The following is an 18327-nucleotide window of genomic DNA, read 5'->3' as shown; positions in this document are numbered from 1 at the left end:
GGCTACTCCCCGTCGGCGTAGAACCCGTCGCCAAACGGGTCCCAGATCCGGTCCACCAGGTCCGCCACGGAGTTCACGGCGGCGGTGGGCCGGAAAGGGTACTTGGCAATCTCGGCGTCGTCCGAGATGCCGCTGCGCACGAGGATGGTGCGCATGCCGGCCTCGAGGCCGGCCTTGACGTCGGTGTCCATGCGGTCGCCGATCATTACCGTGTTCTCCGAGTGGGCGCCGATGTTGTTCAGCGCGGTGCGCATCATCACGGGGTTCGGCTTGCCCACGTAGTACGGCTTCATGCCGGTCACCGCCGTGATCATCGCCGCCACCGAGCCCGTCGCCGGCACGACGCCCGCCGGGCCCGGGCCAGTCAGATCCGGGTTGGTGGCGATGAAGCGCGAGCCGTTGCGGATCAGGTTCGACGCCGTGGTCAGCGCCTCGAACGAGTACGTGCGCGTCTCGCCGAGGACTACGAAGTCCGGGTCTGCGTCGGTGAGGATCCAGCCGATCTCGTGCAGCGCCGTGGTCAGGCCAGCCTCCCCGATGACGTACGCGGAGGCCTCGCCCGCCTGCTGCGAGAGGAACTTCGCCGTCGCGGTGGCGGAGGTCCAGATGCGCTCCGGCTCGATGTCCAGACCCATGCGCGTGAGCTTCGCGGAGAGGTCGCGCGGGGTCTGCATCGAGTTGTTCGTGAGCACCATGAACTCGATGCCGTCGGCGCGCAGCGCGCGGATGAACTCCTCCGCGCCGGGGATGACGTTGCCCTCGCGGTGCAGGACGCCGTCCATGTCGGTCAGGTACGAAATCATTGCTGCTCCTCGATGTAGCGCGCCAGTTCCCCGGCGGTGTCGTGGGTGGCGTAGACGTGCTCGTCGATACGCACTGCGAACTCCTCCTCGATGCGGACCGCGAGCTCGATGCGATCGAGCGAGGTGAGTCCCGCCTCGTCGAGGCGGGTGGTGGGGGTGATGTCGGAGCCGCCTAGCGTATCGACGAGCTCCGCCAACCTCCCGAACACATCCCCCGACGACGGCGCCTTGTCCTCGCCGCCCTCGCCGCCGAGCTCGAGCCCGCCGAGATCCAACCGCTGTGAAAGTTCCATGCCGATATGATAAGCCCATGCAACGCCTCGCACTCCCGGCCGCAGTGGCCGCCCTCGCCGGACTCGTCGTCGCCCCGGTAGCCTCCGCCGCGACGATGGACGAGCTGTACCAGCCGTACTTTGACCCGACCCCGCGGCTGGTGCACGCGGTGCCCGGCGACGGCGTGAGCACGAACGCCGAGTACACGCTCCAGGGCGCGCCGGAGGGCACGACGTGGAAGCTCGACGGCCAAAACACCGAGCTGTGGAAGATCCAGCTGGAGCGGCACGGCGACGTGCTCAGCGCGCGCCTCAACCACTACGGCAACGAGCCGGTGGCGGCGGGGGAGAACACGGTCCCCGGGCGCGCCCGGGTGACGTACCCGGATACGTCCTGGGAGTACATCGATGCCGCGCCGGTGCTCGTTCCGGACGACGCGTTCCTCTACGACCCGCTGTACGACACGGTTACCGCCGACCCAGGCGAGACCGCGACCCTCACGCCCCACAACAACTTCGAGCTACCTCTGCCTGACAACGCCCAATGGTCCTTCACCCGCACTCCCGCCTTCGGCGCGACCCTCGACGCGCACACCGGCGCGATCACCGTCGCGGTGCCGAAGACCTCCTACGACGGCGCCTCCTTCGACGTCAAGGTGACCTTCGCGGACGGCACGTCGCGCAACGCTGCCGCGTTCCTGAAGAACTCGGGCAAGGGCGTGGTTGCCCCGCCGCCGACAACGACGGCGAACCCCAAGCCGGGCGGCTCGCAGCCGGGCGGCTCGCAGACCGGGACAGCGAAGCCCGTGCCGTCGACCTCCAACGCCCCGGCGGGCTCCTCGCCGCTGCAGAAGGCGGCGCTCGTGGTCGGCATCCTCGCCGTGGTCGCGGGGATCGCGGCGTTCGCCATGCCGTACGTGCAGCAGTTCCTGCCGTAGCGCGGCGGCGGGCGGGGGCGGTCCTCCTCCCCTCAACGCCAAATCCAGCTACTAAGACCCAGCTAATCGGCTTTTTGGGGATGCGGTCTTTTTGTTGGAGTGCGTTTTGGGGGACTTTGTCTCGTTGTTATGCACTCAGTGCCTTGCGGTGCTCGGCGATGGTGGTGTAGCCCTCGCCGAGTGTCGACTTCAATCGTGTGTTGATGTAGAAGTCGATGTAGGAATCAATATAGTCGCGCATTTGCGCCACCGTCATCGTCGACACCACAGGCCTGCCTTTGAGCAGTTCTTGTTTCATCGTGCCGAAGAAGCCTTCGGTGCGCGCGTTGTCGCCGCTGGTGGCTTTGCGCGACAGTGACGGGATGTATCGCCACCGGTTGCCGCACCATGTATCGGCCTGGCAGTCGGGGCAATCCAAGATGTTGTGGGTGTGGTCGGTAATCAGACTGACCCAGCGTTCACTGCGGTAGAGCCCACCACGATCGGAATGGATGATCGGTTGTGCCTCGTCGGGTTTTACCTCGTCGATTCGCGCGATCATCTCGGCGACCAAGTCGTGGTTCGGTGATGTTGACATGGTCACCGCAATCGGCATCCCGTCGTAGAAATCGATCGCTGCCGACAGAAACAATTTGCCGTCTGGGCAGTGGATTTCGGTGACGTCGGTGCCGATTTTCTCCCACGGGGCATCCGCGTGGAAATCGTGGGTCAGCCCCTGAGCGTCGGCGTGGTCGATGAAGTACTGCGACGGTGCAACAACCGGCCGGGCCACATCCACATCCGCATCCCCATCATCGTCACTGTTGTCGGTTGGGGCGATCAGCAGCAGGTTCGCGGGTTTGTGGTCGGTTTCACCGGTGTAGGAGGAGTATTTGCCCGACGCTTTCGCCGGCGGGCGGCACCCAAGCTCTTCCATGAGGGTACGCACGATCTTTTCCGACACTGTATGCCCCATGATCTTCAGCCAGGCGTGGATGCGCCGGTAGCCGTAGCTTTGCCCGGATTCGGCTGCTGCCTGCAAGATCAGCGGTTTGAGTGCAGCGCGGCGCTGTTCGCGCTGGTGCACCACCTTCGTGTGGGTGTGTCGGTGGTAGTAAAACGTCGACTGCGCAATCCCGACAACCGCGCATGCTTTGGCGATGGAAAACCCGTGGGCGTCCGTGAGGGCAACCACCACTGCGGCTTTCGCCGCGGTGGACAGTTCCCCGTCACGGACGTCGTCTTTTCCCCGCGACTCACCGCCACGGACGTTGCCTTTTCCCTGCGGCTCACCGTCGCTCATGAGCACTTGGATAATGGCGTCTTTGACTGTTTCCCGGTCGCGCATCTCGACAACGAGCTTTTTCAGCTCGTCCATGTCACTGGGTAAATCAGCGATGTCGTCTATCGGTCCAGGCCCTGGCAGCCACTCGTTGACTGGCCGGGGTGGCCTTTTCGCATCGGCTGCTTCATCGACTCGCTGCTGTTGATGGTTGCGTTGGACTTTGCGGTGTTTGCTCACGCGTTCCATTGTCGCCGCAAACGCCTCGTCGAAGGTCATCGACGCTGCCGAATCGCGGTCGTCATCGTCTGGCCAGTACCGCTTCGTCCAGGTCAGTGCTGCGGTGTCGTTGACATCGAACTCCACGGCAATCTCACGCACCGTCGCCTGCGAGGTCAACCTGCGTGCTACAACCTTCGCGATGGTCTCAGCGTCGTAGGCGCGTCGCGTGCCATCAAAGGACTGGCCGCGGCGTTTGGCCGCAACCCAGTTGCCGACCGTGTCCACCGATGGTCGGCGACCACATACGTCTTCAGCCCAGTCGCAGACCTCACGGGCAGACGCCCCAGCCAAAAACCTCTCAACCGCACCATCGCGGATATCAGATGGAAACCCTGCGGGCATTGGAATACCTTCCAGCCCCCAACACTCCAACTTTTTGTCCGCGCTCCCTTTTAAGGCGATTAGCTGGGTCTTAGTAGCTGGAAACGTGTGCCACGGGCCGCCGCGGGCCGGTGGGGACCGGTGCGGGGACCGGGCGTAACCCGGCAAACAGTCACATCCGGGAAAAGTGAGTGACGGGCGACACATTTGGCTACAGTGTGTCGTGCACCACAAACCGGATGTGAAAGGACCCAACAATGTCGGACACTCAAGCGCGCGAATGGCTGGACAAGCTCGAAAGCGCGACGGGGAACGAGAATCCCGAGGAGGCGGCGGCGCAGGTAGCGGAACTGTTCGAGGAGGACAGCTTCTGGCGCGACCTCATCAGCTTCACCTGGAACCTGCACACGGCAGAGGGGCGCGACGAGATCGCGCGGATGGTGCGCGAAACCCACCCGGCCTGCCAGATCACCAACACGCAGATCACCGAGGAGGCCGACGAGGGCGACGGCGTCACCCGCGTGCAGTTCACCTGCGAAACGAAGGACTTCAACTGCCGCGGCGTACTGCGTCTGCGCGACGGGCTTGCCTGGACGCTGCTCACGTCGGGTCGCGAGCTCAAGGACTTCCCGGAGCGCAAGGGCCGCACGCGCGAGCTCGGCGCACAGCACGGGCCGGACCTCGACCCGGAGAACTGGGCCGACAAGCGGGAAAAGCGCCGCGCCTCGCTCGGTGTGACGGAGCAGCCCTACGTCCTCGTCATCGGGGGTGGCCAGGGCGGCATCGCGCTCGGCGCACGGCTGAAGAGGCAGGGGGTGCCGACGGTGATCGTCGATAAGCAAGCTCGCCCCGGTGACCAATGGCGCGGCCGCTACCACTCCCTGTGCCTCCATGACCCGGTGTGGTACGACCACCTGCCCTAACTGTCGTTCCCAGACGACTGGCCCGTGTTCACCCCGAAAGACAAGATGGGGGACTGGCTCGAGCACTACGTGGGCATCATGGACCTCGACTACTGGACGGACACCGAGGTCACCAGCGCCACGTTCAACGAGGCGGAGGGGTGCTGGGACGTGACCCTCAACCGCGGCGGCGTGGAGACCGAGATGCACCCGGTCCAGCTCGTGTTCGCGACCGGCATGTCCGGCGTGGCCAACAAGCCCCACCTGCCCGGCCAGGAGAACTTCCAGGGGGAGATCCGCCACTCGTCCGAGCACCCCGGCGGCGCGGGCGACGAGGGTAAGGACGTGGTGATCCTCGGCGCGAACAACTCGGCGCACGACATCGCCGCGGACCTCGTGCACAACGGGGCCCGGCCCGCGATGGTGCAGCGCTCCTCGACGCTCATCGTGCGCTCCGACGCGCTCATGGGCCACGTTCTCGGGCCGCTGTACTCGGAGGATGCGGTGGAAAACGGCATTGACACGGACACCGCCGACCTGCTCTTCGCGTCCTGGCCGTACAAGCTGCTGCCGGCCGAGCAGAAGAAGGTCTTTGACGTCATCCGCGAAGAGGACAAGCAGTTTTACGACGACCTCACCAACGCCGGCTTCCTCATCGACTTCGGCGACGACGACTCCGGCATGTTCATCAAGTACCTCCGCCGCGGGTCCGGCTACTACGTCAACGTTGGCGCGTCCGAGCTGGTCATCGACGGCCGCGTGCCCGTCTACTCCAACACCACCATCCAGGAAGTGAAGGAACGCTCCGTAGTGCTCACCGACGGCACCGAGATCCCCGCCGACGTCATCGTGCTCGCCACCGGCTACGGCTCGATGAACGGCTGGGTGGAAAAGATCGTGTCCAAGGAGGCAGCGGATACCGTGGGCAAGGTGTGGGGCCTGGGCTCCGACACCACCAAGGACCCCGGCCCGTGGGAGGGCGAGCTGCGCAACATGTGGAAGCCGACCCAGATCCCGAACCTCTGGTTCCACGGCGGCAACCTCCACCAGTCGCGCCACTACTCGCGTTACATGGCGCTGCAGCTCAAGGCCCGCTACGAGGGCATGGACACCCCGGTCTACGAGCTCGCCGAGGTGCATCACGCAGCGTAACGACGGCTAAAGCGGGCGGGGCCCGGCGGCGGGCGGGGCTCGGTCTCAGCCCAGCCCCGCCAGCCGCCTGAACCCGGTCCTCCTCCCCTCAACGCCAAATCCAGCTACTAAGACCCAGCTAATCGGCTTTTTAAGGCGATTAGCTGGGTCTTAGTAGCTGGAAACGTGTGCCACGGGCCGGCGCGGGCCGGAGCGCGAGGGCGGTTTCACCGGGGAAACGCGCACCCGCAGCGCCAGCGCACCAGCGCACCCGCGGCGCTCAGCTCCTACTCGGCCGCGTTCTCCGGGCCCTCCTCCTCAGCGGGGTGGACGGGCTCGGCGGCGGTCGGGTCGTCGATCTTCAGGTCCTTCGCGGCCTTTGCCGCCACGGAGCGGTCGATCTTGCCCTCCTTGGCCAGGCCGAGCAGGGCGGCGACGGCCATGGACTCGGCGTCGATGTTGAAGAAGCGGCGGGCGGCCTCGCGGGTGTCGGCGAAGCCGAAGCCGTCGGCGCCGAGCACGATGTACTGGCCCGGGACGTAGGCGCGGATCTGCTCCTGCAGGTCGGAGGCGAAATCGCTCGTGGCGATGTATGGCCCGGAAGTCTGCTTGAGCTGCTTCGTCGCAAAGGCTTCCTCGACCTCCTCCTCCGGGTGGAGCAGCTGCTCGTTGGCCTTGCGCTGGCCGTCGCGGGCGAGCTCGGTCCAGGAGGTCACCGAGTAGATCGCGGCGCCGACGTTGTACTGCTCCTGCAGGATCTCCTGCGCGCGCAGCGCCTGCTGCATGCCCACGCCGGAGGCGAGCAGGGAGACCTTGTTCTCGAGGTCCTTGCCCTCGTCGTAAAGGTAGATGCCGCGGTGCAGGCCCTCGACGTCGAGGTTGTCCGGGCGGGCCGGCTGGTGGTGCGGCTGGTTGTAGACGGTGATGTAGTACATCACGTTCTCGCCCGGGTTGTCGCCGTACATGCGCTCGATGCCCTTGGAGATGATGTACGGCATCTCGTAGGCGAAGGCCGGGTCGTACGGGATGACGGCCGGGTTCGTCGACGCGAGGATCGGGGAGTGGCCGTCCATGTGCTGCAGGCCCTCGCCGAACAGCGTGGTGCGGCCGGCGGTCGCGCCGATGATGAAGCCGCGGCCCATCTGGTCGCCGGCGGCCCAGAAGTTGTCGCCGGTGCGCTGGAAGCCGAACATCGAGTAGAAGATGTACATCGGGATCATCGGCTCGCCGTGGGTGGCGTAGGACGTCGCGGCGGCGATGAAGGAAGCGGACGAGCCGTCCTCGTTGATGCCCTCATGCAGGATCTGGCCGTCGATGGCCTCGCGGTAGGACAACTGCAGGTCGTGGTCCACCGGCACGTAGTTCTGGCCGTGCGGGTTGTAGATCTTCAGCGTCGGGAACCAAGAGTCGAGGCCGAACGTGCGGGCCTCGTCCGGGATGATCGGCACGACGCGCTTAGCAATCTCCTTGTCGCGCATGAGCGCCTTGAACGTGCGCACGAGCGCCATGGTGGAGGCGACCTGCTGCTTGCCGGAGTCCTTGAACATCGGCTTGAAGGTCTTCTCGAAGTCCGGCAGCTCCAGCGGGGTGAACTGGGTGCGGCGCTCCGGCAGGTACCCGCCGAGCTCCTCGCGGCGCTTCTTCAGGTACTTGATCTCCTCGGCGTCCTCGCCCGGGTGGTAGTAGGGCGGCATGTACGGGTCCTTCTCCAGGACCTCGTCGGGGATCGGGATCTGCTGCTTGTCGCGGAAGAGCTTGAGGTCGTCCAGCGAGAGCTTCTTCATCTGGTGGGTGGCGTTGCGGCCCTCGAAGTTGTGGCCCAGGCCGTAGCCCTTCACCGTGTGGGCGAGGATGACGGTCGGCTTGCCCTTCGTCTCCAGAGCGCGCTTGTAGGCGGCGTAGACCTTGCGGTAGTCGTGGCCGCCGCGGCGCAGGTTGAAGATCTCCTCGTCGGTCATGTTCTCCACGAGCTTCTTCGTGCGCTCGTCGCGGCCGAAGAAGTGCTCGCGGACGTAGGCGCCGTCGCTGCCCTTGAAGGTCTGGTAGTCGCCGTCCTTCGTGGTGTTCATGATGTGGACGAGCGCGCCGTCCTCATCCTTCGCCAGCAGCTCGTCCCACTCGCGACCCCAGACGACCTTGATCACGTTCCAGCCGGCGCCGACGAAGAAGCTCTCCAGCTCCTGGATGATCTGGCCGTTGCCGCGCACCGGGCCGTCGAGACGCTGCAGGTTGCAGTTGATCACGAACGTGAGGTTGTCCAGCCCGTAGAGGGACGCCATCTGGATGAGGCCGCGGGACTCCGGCTCGTCCATCTCGCCGTCGCCGAGGAAGGCCCAGACGTGCTGCTTGTCGGTGTCCTTGATGCCGCGGTCCTGCAGGTACTTGTTAAAGCGGGCCTGGTAGATCGCGTTCATCGGGCCAAGGCCCATGGACACGGTCGGGAACTCCCAGAACTCCGGCATGCCGTGCGGGTGCGGGTAGGACGGCAGGCCGCCCTGCTCGCGGGAGTGCTCCTGGCGGAAGCCGTCGAGGTCGTCCTCGGTGAGGCGGCCCTCCATGAAGGCGCGCGCGTACATGCCCGGGGAGGCGTGGCCCTGGAAGAAGACCTGGTCGCCGCCCTGCTCCGCGTTCTTGCCCTTGAAGAAGTGGTTGAAGCCGACCTCGTAGAGCGCCGCCGCGGAGGCGTACGTCGAAATGTGGCCGCCGACCTTGATGCCGGGGCGCTGCGCGCGGTGCACCATCACCGCAGCGTTCCAGCGCATCCAGCGACGGTAGCGCTTCTCAATCTGCTCGTCGCCCGGGAACTCCGGCTCGAGCTCGGTTGGGATCGTGTTGACGAAGTCCGTCGACGAGAGCGCCGGCAGCGGCACGCGCTTCGCGTTCGCGCGCTCGATGAGGCGCAGCATGAGGTAGCGGGCGCGCTCCGGGTCCGCCTCCTCGAGTAGCCCGTCGAGGGAGTCCATCCACTCCTGGGTCTCTTCCGGGTCCGCGTCGTGCAGGTAGGACGCCACGCCTTCGCGCAGGGACAGGATGTTCGTGTCAACATCCGCCGCGCTCTTCACTCGGGCGTCGATCATCTCTTGTTCGTTCTCGGCCACTTCAACCTCCTGGGTTCGTCGGGGCAATAGCGTTTCCCAGGATACGTCCTCGCGCCGACGAATTCCGACACTGGGCACGTTTTGGTGAGACTAATCACCGCTTTGCGCGCAGAGCATGCGTATCGACGTTAAGCTGACGCCAACTCACCGCAACAATTCATGGAGGACGTGGAATCTTGAGTGCCACAGGAGTGGACACCTACGCTGCGCGGCTCGGGGTCGGACCCGACGATGTCGTACAGGAGATCGGCTGGGACGACGACGCTGATTCGGCCATCTCCGAGGCGATCGAGGACGCCATCGGCGCCGAGCTCCTCGACGACGACGCCGAGGAAGCCTGCGACGTCATCTTGCTCTGGTTCCGCGACGGCGACGGGGACCTCGTCGACGAGCTCGTGGACGTCTCCCGCGGCCTCGGCCCCGGCGGGCGCATCTGGCTTATGACACCCGGCGCTGGCTCCTCCGGCGTCGTCACCCCCGCCGAGATCGCGGAATCCGCCCAGCTCGCCGGCTTCGTACAGACCAAGGCGGACCGCTTCGGCGGCTGGCAGGGCTCCTGCCTCACGGCGCCCAAGCGGTAGCGCCAATCGTGGTGCGCCATGAGGGGCTCGAACCCCCGACCTACTGGGTGTAAACCAGTTGCTCTTCCAGCTGAGCTAACGGCGCGTGTGCCGGATAACGCTACCAGAGCCGCGCACCGGGGCGAAACCCGCCGACCCCCGGAGCCGACCAGCCCCGTGAGCCAACCAGCCCTGTAAGCCAAATGCTTACCCGAGGATGCTTACTCCTCGAGAGCGAGCCGGCCGGCGGGCGCCCGCGCTAGAGCGTCCGGGCCTCGATGGCGGCGAGGATGCCGAGCTCGAAGCGGGCCGAGGGGCCGTCGAAATCCACGTCCGCGACGTCCCACTCCGAAAACCGCACGCGCGCGGAACCGGCAAGCGAGTCCGCGGCGTCCGGCACGACGGCGATGTCCCACAGTTCGCACCCTGCGGCGGCGCAGGCCCGGGCGGCGCGGGTGGCCAGCGACCCGGGCGCGGCCAGGGCGAACAGGGGCGCGCCGTCCGGATCGCGCAGATCCGCGAGCGCGGCGAAGGGGCGGGCGGCGAAGCGGACGGCGTCGTCGAACACGGCGTCCTCGATGTCGTCGGGCTCGACGCCGTCGGCGGGTACCACGCCCGCGGCCTCGAGGGCGAGCAGCAGAGACTCGATCTGTTCAGCGACGGCGGTTTCCACTCTTCCCCCTTCGACGGGCTAGCGTTCTCGCTCCTTATCGTAGGCCTTGGCCCACGGGTTGGCGCGGGACGATCCGTAGCGCTGGCGCCGTGCCGGGGCGGGCGCCGGGGCGGGCGCAGTGGTAGGCGAAGGAGCAGGCGCAGCAGGAGCGTCGGGATCGGGGTCGGGGCCGGGGGAGCCGGAGGTGGCGTCGATACGCATTTGCTCCTGCTCCTCCTCGAAGCGGCGCCGCTCGCGCGAGTCTGAGACGAGGAAGTAGATGAGGCCGGCGGGAGCGGCGATGCCGAAGAGGATCCACTGCAGCCCGTACGAGAGGTGGTTGCCCGTCTCGAGCTGGGGCAGGGGGATCGGGTCGAGCACGCCGGGCTGGTCGCTGAGCAGCTGGAGGTAGGGCTGGACCACGTCGATGCCGTCGAGCGAGCCGATCTGGCCGGGGCTGATGGAGTAGACCATGTCGTAGCCCTGCTCGTGCATGGGGGCGTTGGGGTGGACGCCCTCGTCGGCGCGCAGCATGCCGGTGACCGATACCTCGCCGGCGGGGACGGGGTCGACGTGCGGGACCTGCGTCGAGTCGACGGCCTTCACCCAGCCGCGGTGGACGATGATCGTGCGGCCGTCCTCGAGCGTAAACGGGGTGAGCACCTGGAACGCCGGGGTGCCGTCGACGGGGCGCAGGCGCAGCAGCACGTCGTGGCCTGTGTAGTGGCCGGTGGCAACGACGCGGGACCACTCGTTGTCCGGCGGGAGAGAGCCGTCCGCGCCGAGGCGGTCGGTGATCGGCTCCGGGTCGTGGTCGAAAGCGGCGGTGATGTGCTCGTTGCGCTCGACGAGCGCCTCGTTCTTGCCCAGCTGCCACGGCGCGAGGAACGTGAAGGCGTAGTAGGAGAACAGGCCGATCAGCAGCGCGGCGATGATCCAGCCGGGGGTGAGCATCTGCCGCCACCACGACTTTGGCTGGTTCGCACTCACGGGCGGTTAGTCTAGTCGCTTCCGCACCCCTTGATGAAGTCGGACAGCCGGTCAATGCGGTGATGCTGTCGATACCTGATATACCGATCCGGGCTATCCCCGGTGTAGAACGGGCTGCGGCTAAACCGGTGGGCAAAATTCGGATCTTAATCCAAGAACCCAACCAAGGTGCGGCGCGTGGCCGCTAGAAGCTCCAAGTTCTGCGATGTGCCGGACTCGTTGGCATAGACGGGATCAATCAGCCACAAGCATCGGGCTTTGCCGCTAAGCCGGTTAATGCCCGCAAGATTGTCACTACGACGGGCACGTTTTACGCACGCGTTTATAGCAAACCAACCCGCGTAGGTTGTAAAATTCCCGGCAATGACTGACAATGCTCCCCGGGTCGTTCCCCCACCACGTATCTATCTGGCGTATGTGAAACGCTTCTACCTAGACGATCCTAGCAGTTCTTTACAAGTCTTGACAGGTGCTAGTTTCGACGAAACAACCGTCCTCAACTGGATCGAAGAGGGGAAACAGATAAACCATGATATCTGGTACGAGGACATTCCCATTGATAATCTCCCTCATCCCAGTGCTGCACCGCGTGAAATTCTCATCCACTTTACCGGCCCATTTATGGACGACGAATACTGTAATCAGGATCTCCAATGGTCGAATCCGGTAGGACGTAAAGCTCGCGTCCCAGATAGTTTCCTTGGAATCGTGCGTCCCCAACCTGAACGAGAAGGAACACAAAACGAAGACGGTTATTTAGGCGATAACACGTACCTGTGGCGGGTCCCATGCCCATGGAAGAGTCGCTACTTGCTGTCACCGTTTACTGAAAGTAGTAACGAATACATTAACTACGGTCGCCCTTTCTCGGTCTAAGTATTGCTTCAAGGGCCTATAGATTCGGTGAGGTGACCCACTTCTCACCCCGGATTTCCTTCCCCCTTTAGGCACACCATCGTCGACCTACTGCTTGGTCTGCGCAACTTGGACGCCGGTGAGCACCCTCGCCCGCCCTTTGTACACGCCACGGGCTTTCGCCCGCCTGATCCTCTCTGGCGCTCACGCCGGGTTAGTCTAGTCGTTCACGCACCCAGGCAATAATGCCATCAGCTGCGCTCTCGATCTGCTCGCGCACCACCGCAAAGCCCTCCGGCCCGCCGTAATACGGGTCGGCCACACCCGCGCCTTCCTCAGCGGCGGCGTCGAAGGAGCGCAGCAGCCGCACCTTGTCCTCCGGCACGCCGCGCACGACCAGCTCGGAAACGTGGTTCGTGTCCAGCGCCACGATCAGGTCGGCCTGCTCCTGCGCATACCCGAACTGCTGGGCGCGGTGGGCTTCGCCGTCGTAGCCGTGCGCGGCCAGCTCGGCGCGCGCCCGCTCGTCGGCTTTCTGTCCCACGTGCCAGCCGCCGATGCCTGACGACGTCACCGTCACCGCGTCCCCCAGCCCGGCCTGCGCCAGTTTCTCGCGCAGGATCACCTCCGCCATGGGGGAGCGGCAGATGTTGCCGGTGCAGACGAAGTCGATGTGCAATTTAGAACTCACGGATGATCCTCTCTAGTTCGGCGGCGTCACGCGCCACGTAGTCGGCCAATTCCCACTCCTCGGCCGCGCCGTAACCCCAGGTCACGGCCACGCTCGGGATGCCAAAGTGCGCGGCGCCCTCGAAGTCGTGCAGCCGGTCGCCGACCATCAGCGGCCGCTCGGGCGTAGCAGTCTCCAGCACGTGCCGGATCACGTCGACCTTCTTCGCGCGCACCCCGTCGTTCGACGCCGCGCCCAGGAAATCGATGTGTTCCAGCAGGCCCGCGCGCTCAAGGGCGGCGCGGGCGAAGCGTTCGCTTTTCGACGTCGCCGTGCACACGCGGTAGCCCTCACCCGCCAACCGCTCTACCAGGACATCCATGCCGGGGTAGACCTCGAAGCGCTGCCATCCCTCGCCGGACATGTAGTCGGAGTAGGCACGCATGGCCTGATCCACCTGCGCCGCAGACATGCCGAGCGAGCGCATGGTCTCCGGCATTGGCGGGCCGGGGATGCGGCGGATGAAGTCCTCGTCGGGCACATCCCAGCCCACGTCCTTAAGCCCGAGCAGGAAGCCGTGGCGGATGCCGGGGAAGGAGTCGATGAGGGTGCCGTCGACGTCGAAAAGCAATGTGGTGGTCACGCTTGCCCACTGTTCCAAATTTGTAGGCTGGCTGCCATGACTGCTGTGACTGTGCAAGACGTTGTCGGCGCGCTCGAGGCCGCCTACCCGCCCGCGCTGGCCGAGAGTTGGGACCAGGTGGGACTCATCTGCGGCGACCCTGCCGACGAGGTGACCAAGGTGGCCTTCGCGCTCGATTGCACCCAGGAGGTGGCGGAGGCCGCCGTGGCCACGGGTGCCCAGCTGCTCGTCGTCCACCACCCGCTGCTCCTGCGCGGCGTGCACTCCGTGGCGGCGGACACCCCAAAGGGCAAGGTCATCCACACCCTGCTCGTCGGCGGCTGCGCTCTGTTCGCCGCGCACACGAACGCGGACTCGGCCCGCCCGGGTGTTTCCGACGAGCTCGCGGAGCTCGTCGGCATCACCCCGGGCCGCCCGATCAAGCCCGTGGCGCTCGACGCCGTGGACCACTGGGGCGTCCACGTCCCGCCGGAGGCCGCGCCCGCGCTGAAGCAGGCGCTGTTCGCGGCCGGCGCCGGCGCGATCGGCAACTACCGCGAGTGTGCCTTCTCGTTCGAGGGCACCGGGGAGTTCACGCCGGTGGAGGGCGCGCACCCGACCGATGGGGCCGTGGGCACGCACTTCACGGCGGATGAGATTCGCGTCGAGTTCGTGGCGCCGGCGCGGTTGCGCCGGAGGCTCGTCGATACGCTGCGGGCGCGGCACCCCTACGAGGAGCCCGCGTTCGACGTGGTGCAGATGGCGGACACGGGCGACCTCGAGCGGGCCACGGGCCTCGGGCGCATCGGGGAGTTGCCAGAGCCGATGACGCTGCGCGAATTCACCCAGCAGGTGGCCAACGCCCTGCCGGAGACGGTGTGGGGCGTGCGCGCCGCCGGCGATCCGGAGCGGATGGTGCAGAAGGTGGCGGTCTCCTCGGGCGCGGGCGATAGCTTCCTCGAGGACGTGGCGGCGCTCGGCGTGGACGTCTACGTCACCTCCGACCTGCGCCACCACCCCGTCGACGAGCACCTGCGCGCCGGGGGACCCGCCGTCATCGACACCGCCCACTGGGCCAGCGAGTTTCCGTGGACGGAGCAGGCGGCGGGTATCGTTGCGCCGTTGGGCGTCGGCACCGAGATCCTGCGCATCCGTACCGACCCCTGGACCGTCTCCGCGCACCCCGAATAAGGAGTTCCGATGCACCTTTCCAAAGACCTGCAGCCCGTCCTCCTGCAGCTCGCCGACGCCGACCGCGCGTCGTCGCAGCCGCGCGTTCGCCCGGAGGAGCAGGAGTTGCGCACGCTTCTCGACGAACGCCAGCGCCTCACCGACGCCTCCTCCGCGGCGCAGCTTGCCGTCGACGACATGGAGCTGGAAATCCTGCGCATCCAGGAGGACGAGCGCAAGCTGAAGAAGCGCGAGATGGACGACAAGCGCCAGCTCGGCGCGGAGACCGACCCGGAACGTCGCAAGGACTTGGAGCACGACCGTTACGCCGCGAAGTCGCGCATCGCCGACCTGCTCTCCGAACTCAAGGAGGCGCACAACGAGATCGCGGCGCTGCGCAACAACCGCGACGTGCACGCCGCGCGCGTGGACGAGGCGAACCGCAAGGTCGAGGCTGCCCAGCGCGCCGTCGACGCCCTGCCCGCCGTCGAGGACGTGGACACCGCGTCCCTGCGCGAGCAGCTGCCCGCCGACGTGCTGGGCGCCTACGACGACATCGGCGCCGCGAAATTCAACGGGCGTGCCTGCGGCGGCTGCTTCATCCAGCTGCCTCCGTCCGAGCGCGCCGAGGTCCTCGCCGAGCCCGCCGACGAGCTGCCCACCTGCCCGAACTGCGGCACGCTGCTCGTGCGCGTCACCCCGGAGCAGTAGATGCAGGTCACGCTCTACTGCGACGGCGGCTCGCGCGGCAACCCCGGAGTCGCCGGCTCGGGCTCCGTGCTTTACGACGCCTCCGGCGATACCCTCGCCGAAATCGCCTACGTCGTGGGCAAGAAGGCGTCCAACAACGTCGCCGAGTACCACGGCCTGCTGCGCGGACTCGAGGCGGCGCGCGAGGTGGGGGCGACGCAGGTGGAGGTCTTCATGGACTCCAAGCTCGTCGTTGAGCAGATGACCGGGCGCTGGAAGATCAAGCACCCAGACATGCAAAAGCTTGCCCGCCAGGCCCGCGACCTCGCCTCCGGGTTCGACTCCGTTACCTACACCTGGGTGCCGCGCGCGAAGAACAAGAAGGCCGACGAGCTGTCCAACGTGGCCATGGACGCCGCCGCGCGCGGGGACAAGCCGGGGATTGTGAAGGGCACCGGCGTGTGGGTGGGGGAGAAGAAGGGTGAGCCGGAGGGCGTCGAGAAGCAATCGCCCTCGCACACGACGGCGAGCCCCGCACACTGGGCCGGCGAGGACGCCCCGCGCACCCGGTTCATCCTGCTCCGCCACGGGCAGACGCAGCACTCGGCCGAGCGGCGCTTCTCCGGTACCTCGGACCCGTCGCTCACCGACACCGGCCGCGAGCAGGCGCGCCGGGCCGCCGCAGCGCTGCGCGGCTTCGGCCAGGTGGACGCCGTCGTCGCGTCGCCGCAGGCCCGCGCGCAGGAGACGGCGCGTTTTGCCGCCGAGGCGCTCGGGCTCGAGGTGGCCACGGACGACGCCCTGCGCGAGATGGCGTTCGGCGACTTCGAGGGGCTCACCCGCGAGGAGGCGGCGGCGAAGGACCCGGCGGCGTTCGAGGAGTGGCAGGCGTCGGCGAGCGTGGCGCCCCCGGGCGGGGAGTCGCTCGCCGCGCTGCACCGCCGCGTCACCCGCGCGCGGCTGAAGCTACAGGAGCGCTACGAGGGCCAGACCGTGCTCGTGGTCACGCACATGACGCCGGTGAAGTCCTTCGTGCGGCAGGGCCTCGGCGCGAACGCGGACATGTTCAAGCACCTGTTCCTCGACCTGGCCAGCATCTCCGTCGTGGACTTCTACGGCGACTACGGCGTGGTGCGCTGCGTCAACGACGTCGCCCACCACCGCGGGTAGTGCGCGAATCCGCCCCCGGCTCCGCGTTTCCAGCTACTAAGATCCAGCTATTAGCGTTTGGGGAGCGCGGACAAAAAGTTGGAGTGTTGGGGGCTGGAAGGTATTCCAATGCCCGCAGGGTTTCCATCTGATATCCGCGATGGTGCGGTTGAGAGGTTTTTGGCTGGGGCGTCTGCCCGTGAGGTCTGCGACTGGGCTGAAGACGTATGTGGTCGCCGACCATCGGTGGACACGGTCGGCAACTGGGTTGCGGCCAAACGCCGCGGCCAGTCCTTTGATGGCACGCGACGCGCCTACGACGCTGAGACCATCGCGAAGGTTGTAGCACGCAGGTTGACCTCGCAGGCGACGGTGCGTGAGATTGCCGTGGAGTTCGATGTCAACGACACCGCAGCACTGACCTGGACGAAGCGGTACTGGCCAGACGATGACGACCGCGATTCGGCAGCGTCGATGACCTTCGACGAGGCGTTTGCGGCGACAATGGAACGCGTGAGCAAACACCGCAAAGTCCAACGCAACCATCAACAGCAGCGAGTCGATGAAGCAGCCGATGCGAAAAGGCCACCCCGGCCAGTCAACGAGTGGCTGCCAGGGCCTGGACCGATAGACGACATCGCTGATTTACCCAGTGACATGGACGAGCTGAAAAAGCTCGTTGTCGAGATGCGCGACCGGGAAACAGTCAAAGACGCCATTATCCAAGTGCTCATGAGCGACGGTGAGCCGCAGGGAAAAGGCAACGTCCGTGGCGGTGAGTCGCGGGGAAAAGACGACGTCCGTGACGGGGAACTGTCCACCGCGGCGAAAGCCGCAGTGGTGGTTGCCCTCACGGACGCCCACGGGTTTTCCATCGCCAAAGCATGCGCGGTTGTCGGGATTGCGCAGTCGACGTTTTACTACCACCGACACACCCACACGAAGGTGGTGCACCAGCGCGAACAGCGCCGCGCTGCACTCAAACCGCTGATCTTGCAGGCAGCAGCCGAATCCGGGCAAAGCTACGGCTACCGGCGCATCCACGCCTGGCTGAAGATCATGGGGCATACAGTGTCGGAAAAGATCGTGCGTACCCTCATGGAAGAGCTTGGGTGCCGCCCGCCGGCGAAAGCGTCGGGCAAATACTCCTCCTACACCGGTGAAACCGACCACAAACCCGCGAACCTGCTGCTGATCGCCCCAACCGACAACAGTGACGATGATGGGGATGCGGATGTGGATGTGGCCCGGCCGGTTGTTGCACCGTCGCAGTACTTCATCGACCACGCCGACGCTCAGGGGCTGACCCACGATTTCCACGCGGATGCCCCGTGGGAGAAAATCGGCACCGACGTCACCGAAATCCACTGCCCAGACGGCAAATTGTTTCTGTCGGCAGCGATCGATTTCTACGACGGGATGCCGATTGCGGTGACCATGTCAACATCACCGAACCACGACTTGGTCGCCGAGATGATCGCGCGAATCGACGAGGTAAAACCCGACGAGGCACAACCGATCATCCATTCCGATCGTGGTGGGCTCTACCGCAGTGAACGCTGGGTCAGTCTGATTACCGACCACACCCACAACATCTTGGATTGCCCCGACTGCCAGGCCGATACATGGTGCGGCAACCGGTGGCGATACATCCCGTCACTGTCGCGCAAAGCCACCAGCGGCGACAACGCGCGCACCGAAGGCTTCTTCGGCACGATGAAACAAGAACTGCTCAAAGGCAGGCCTGTGGTGTCGACGATGACGGTGGCGCAAATGCGCGACTATATTGATTCCTACATCGACTTCTACATCAACACACGATTGAAGTCGACACTCGGCGAGGGCTACACCACCATCGCCGAGCACCGCAAGGCACTGAGTGCATAACAACGAGACAAAGTCCCCCAAAACGCACTCCAACAAAAAGACCGCATCCCCTTGAGAGGCGATTAGCTGGGTCC

Annotated in this window: 15 protein-coding genes, 1 tRNA gene and 2 pseudogenes; 8 read left to right on the top strand and 10 right to left on the bottom strand. The window is 65.9% G+C overall.

What is annotated here, in order from left to right:
- Window positions 1-2: 2 nt before the first annotated feature.
- Complete coding sequence (locus CJEDD_RS08795) at window positions 3-803, bottom strand: HAD-IIA family hydrolase (protein WP_042409660.1); 801 nt, start codon at window positions 801-803, stop codon at window positions 3-5.
- Complete coding sequence (locus CJEDD_RS08790) at window positions 800-1096, bottom strand: acyl carrier protein (RefSeq protein ID WP_042409657.1); 297 nt, start codon at window positions 1094-1096, stop codon at window positions 800-802. The genes CJEDD_RS08795 and CJEDD_RS08790 overlap by 4 nt, the downstream gene beginning before the upstream one ends.
- Window positions 1097-1113: 17 nt before the next feature.
- Here CJEDD_RS08790 and CJEDD_RS08785 point away from each other — a divergent pair, with 17 nt between their 5' ends.
- Window positions 1114-2013 carry a Rib/alpha-like domain-containing protein gene (locus CJEDD_RS08785; protein WP_042409654.1) on the top strand — a complete coding sequence of 300 codons (900 nt, stop codon included), beginning with the start codon at window positions 1114-1116 and terminating at the stop codon, window positions 2011-2013.
- Window positions 2014-2140: 127 nt separating this feature from the next.
- Here the strand turns inward: CJEDD_RS08785 and CJEDD_RS08780 are convergent, their stop codons facing one another.
- Window positions 2141-3898, bottom strand: coding sequence for an IS3 family transposase (locus CJEDD_RS08780; protein ID WP_273657480.1), 1758 nt, complete (start codon window positions 3896-3898; stop codon window positions 2141-2143).
- Window positions 3899-4134: 236 nt separating this feature from the next.
- Between CJEDD_RS08780 and CJEDD_RS08775 the strand changes: the two are divergent.
- Window positions 4135-5931: pseudogene (locus CJEDD_RS08775) on the top strand (NAD(P)-binding domain-containing protein).
- Between the two features lie 266 nt (window positions 5932-6197).
- On the opposite strand, the gene aceE reads toward CJEDD_RS08775, so the two are convergent.
- Complete coding sequence (gene aceE / locus CJEDD_RS08770; protein ID WP_273657710.1) at window positions 6198-8987, bottom strand: pyruvate dehydrogenase (acetyl-transferring), homodimeric type; 2790 nt, start codon at window positions 8985-8987, stop codon at window positions 6198-6200.
- 197 nt (window positions 8988-9184) lie between these two features.
- On the opposite strand from aceE, the gene CJEDD_RS08765 reads away from it, so the two are divergent.
- Entirely contained in the window at window positions 9185-9589 is a 405-nt protein-coding gene (locus tag CJEDD_RS08765) for a DUF3052 domain-containing protein (protein ID WP_042408833.1), read from the top strand.
- Between the two features lie 9 nt (window positions 9590-9598).
- On the opposite strand, the gene CJEDD_RS08760 is transcribed toward CJEDD_RS08765, so the two are convergent.
- The 4 genes and pseudogenes from CJEDD_RS08760 to CJEDD_RS12360 form a co-directional block, all read right to left on the bottom strand.
- Window positions 9599-9674 (bottom strand) — tRNA-Val (locus tag CJEDD_RS08760).
- 153 nt (window positions 9675-9827) lie between these two features.
- Window positions 9828-10241, bottom strand: coding sequence for a hypothetical protein (locus CJEDD_RS08755; RefSeq protein WP_042408832.1), 414 nt, complete (start codon window positions 10239-10241; stop codon window positions 9828-9830).
- 18 nt (window positions 10242-10259) lie between these two features.
- Window positions 10260-11210 carry an SURF1 family cytochrome oxidase biogenesis protein gene (locus CJEDD_RS08750; protein WP_232297751.1) on the bottom strand — a complete coding sequence of 317 codons (951 nt, stop codon included), beginning with the start codon at window positions 11208-11210 and terminating at the stop codon, window positions 10260-10262.
- Between the two features lie 11 nt (window positions 11211-11221).
- A pseudogene (locus tag CJEDD_RS12360) lies at window positions 11222-11458 on the bottom strand (replication initiation protein).
- Window positions 11459-11573: 115 nt separating this feature from the next.
- On the opposite strand from CJEDD_RS12360, the gene CJEDD_RS08740 reads away from it, so the two are divergent.
- The gene (locus CJEDD_RS08740; RefSeq protein ID WP_157034512.1) at window positions 11574-12086 is read left to right on the top strand and encodes a hypothetical protein; all 513 of its coding nucleotides are present in this window, start codon (window positions 11574-11576) and stop codon (window positions 12084-12086) included.
- Between the two features lie 193 nt (window positions 12087-12279).
- Here the strand turns inward: CJEDD_RS08740 and CJEDD_RS08735 are convergent, their stop codons facing one another.
- Both CJEDD_RS08735 and CJEDD_RS08730 read right to left on the bottom strand, forming a co-directional pair.
- On the bottom strand, window positions 12280-12756 hold the full coding sequence (locus CJEDD_RS08735) for a low molecular weight protein-tyrosine-phosphatase (RefSeq protein WP_074432564.1): 477 nt from the start codon (window positions 12754-12756) through the stop codon (window positions 12280-12282).
- Entirely contained in the window at window positions 12746-13378 is a 633-nt protein-coding gene (locus CJEDD_RS08730; RefSeq protein ID WP_042408823.1) for an HAD-IA family hydrolase, read from the bottom strand. The genes CJEDD_RS08735 and CJEDD_RS08730 overlap by 11 nt, the downstream gene beginning before the upstream one ends.
- Window positions 13379-13414: 36 nt before the next feature.
- On the opposite strand from CJEDD_RS08730, the gene CJEDD_RS08725 reads away from it, so the two are divergent.
- The 4 genes from CJEDD_RS08725 to CJEDD_RS08710 all read left to right on the top strand — a co-directional run bounded on the left by CJEDD_RS08725 (window position 13415) and on the right by CJEDD_RS08710 (window position 18253).
- Window positions 13415-14548, top strand: coding sequence for a Nif3-like dinuclear metal center hexameric protein (locus tag CJEDD_RS08725; RefSeq protein ID WP_042408820.1), 1134 nt, complete (start codon window positions 13415-13417; stop codon window positions 14546-14548).
- A gap of 9 nt (window positions 14549-14557) precedes the next feature.
- Window positions 14558-15238: a zinc ribbon domain-containing protein gene (locus CJEDD_RS08720; protein ID WP_042408817.1), complete on the top strand. Its 681-nt coding sequence runs from the start codon at window positions 14558-14560 to the stop codon at window positions 15236-15238.
- On the top strand, window positions 15239-16387 hold the full coding sequence (locus tag CJEDD_RS08715; protein WP_042408815.1) for a bifunctional RNase H/acid phosphatase: 1149 nt from the start codon (window positions 15239-15241) through the stop codon (window positions 16385-16387).
- A 108-nt stretch (window positions 16388-16495) separates the two neighbouring features.
- Window positions 16496-18253, top strand: a complete 1758-nt coding sequence (locus CJEDD_RS08710) for an IS3 family transposase (RefSeq protein WP_273657480.1) — start codon at window positions 16496-16498, stop codon at window positions 18251-18253.
- The last annotated feature ends 74 nt before the right edge of the window (window positions 18254-18327 follow it).

Origin of the sequence: Corynebacterium jeddahense, assembly GCF_028609865.1 — a bacterium.
In the GTDB taxonomy this organism is placed as follows: Bacteria; Actinomycetota; Actinomycetes; order Mycobacteriales; family Mycobacteriaceae; genus Corynebacterium; species Corynebacterium jeddahense.
The sequence above is the reverse complement of the archived record's forward strand: the minus strand, read 5'-3'. Positions and strand labels throughout refer to the sequence as shown.

Bases quoted from the DNA above. Each gene is read 5' to 3' on its own strand.
- CJEDD_RS08715 (WP_042408815.1), top strand. From the start codon at position 15,239: ATGCAGGTCACGCTCTACTGCGACGGCGGCTCGCGCGGCAACCCCGGA.
- aceE (WP_273657710.1), bottom strand. From the start codon at position 8,987: ATGATCGACGCCCGAGTGAAGAGCGCGGCGGATGTTGACACGAACATC.
- CJEDD_RS08720 (WP_042408817.1), top strand. From the start codon at position 14,558: ATGCACCTTTCCAAAGACCTGCAGCCCGTCCTCCTGCAGCTCGCCGAC.
- CJEDD_RS08790 (WP_042409657.1), bottom strand. From the start codon at position 1,096: ATGGAACTTTCACAGCGGTTGGATCTCGGCGGGCTCGAGCTCGGCGGC.
- CJEDD_RS08740 (WP_157034512.1), top strand. From the start codon at position 11,574: ATGACTGACAATGCTCCCCGGGTCGTTCCCCCACCACGTATCTATCTG.
- CJEDD_RS08780 (WP_273657480.1), bottom strand. From the start codon at position 3,898: ATGCCCGCAGGGTTTCCATCTGATATCCGCGATGGTGCGGTTGAGAGG.
- CJEDD_RS08725 (WP_042408820.1), top strand. From the start codon at position 13,415: ATGACTGCTGTGACTGTGCAAGACGTTGTCGGCGCGCTCGAGGCCGCC.
- CJEDD_RS08795 (WP_042409660.1), bottom strand. From the start codon at position 803: ATGATTTCGTACCTGACCGACATGGACGGCGTCCTGCACCGCGAGGGC.
- CJEDD_RS08710 (WP_273657480.1), top strand. From the start codon at position 16,496: ATGCCCGCAGGGTTTCCATCTGATATCCGCGATGGTGCGGTTGAGAGG.
- CJEDD_RS08785 (WP_042409654.1), top strand. From the start codon at position 1,114: ATGCAACGCCTCGCACTCCCGGCCGCAGTGGCCGCCCTCGCCGGACTC.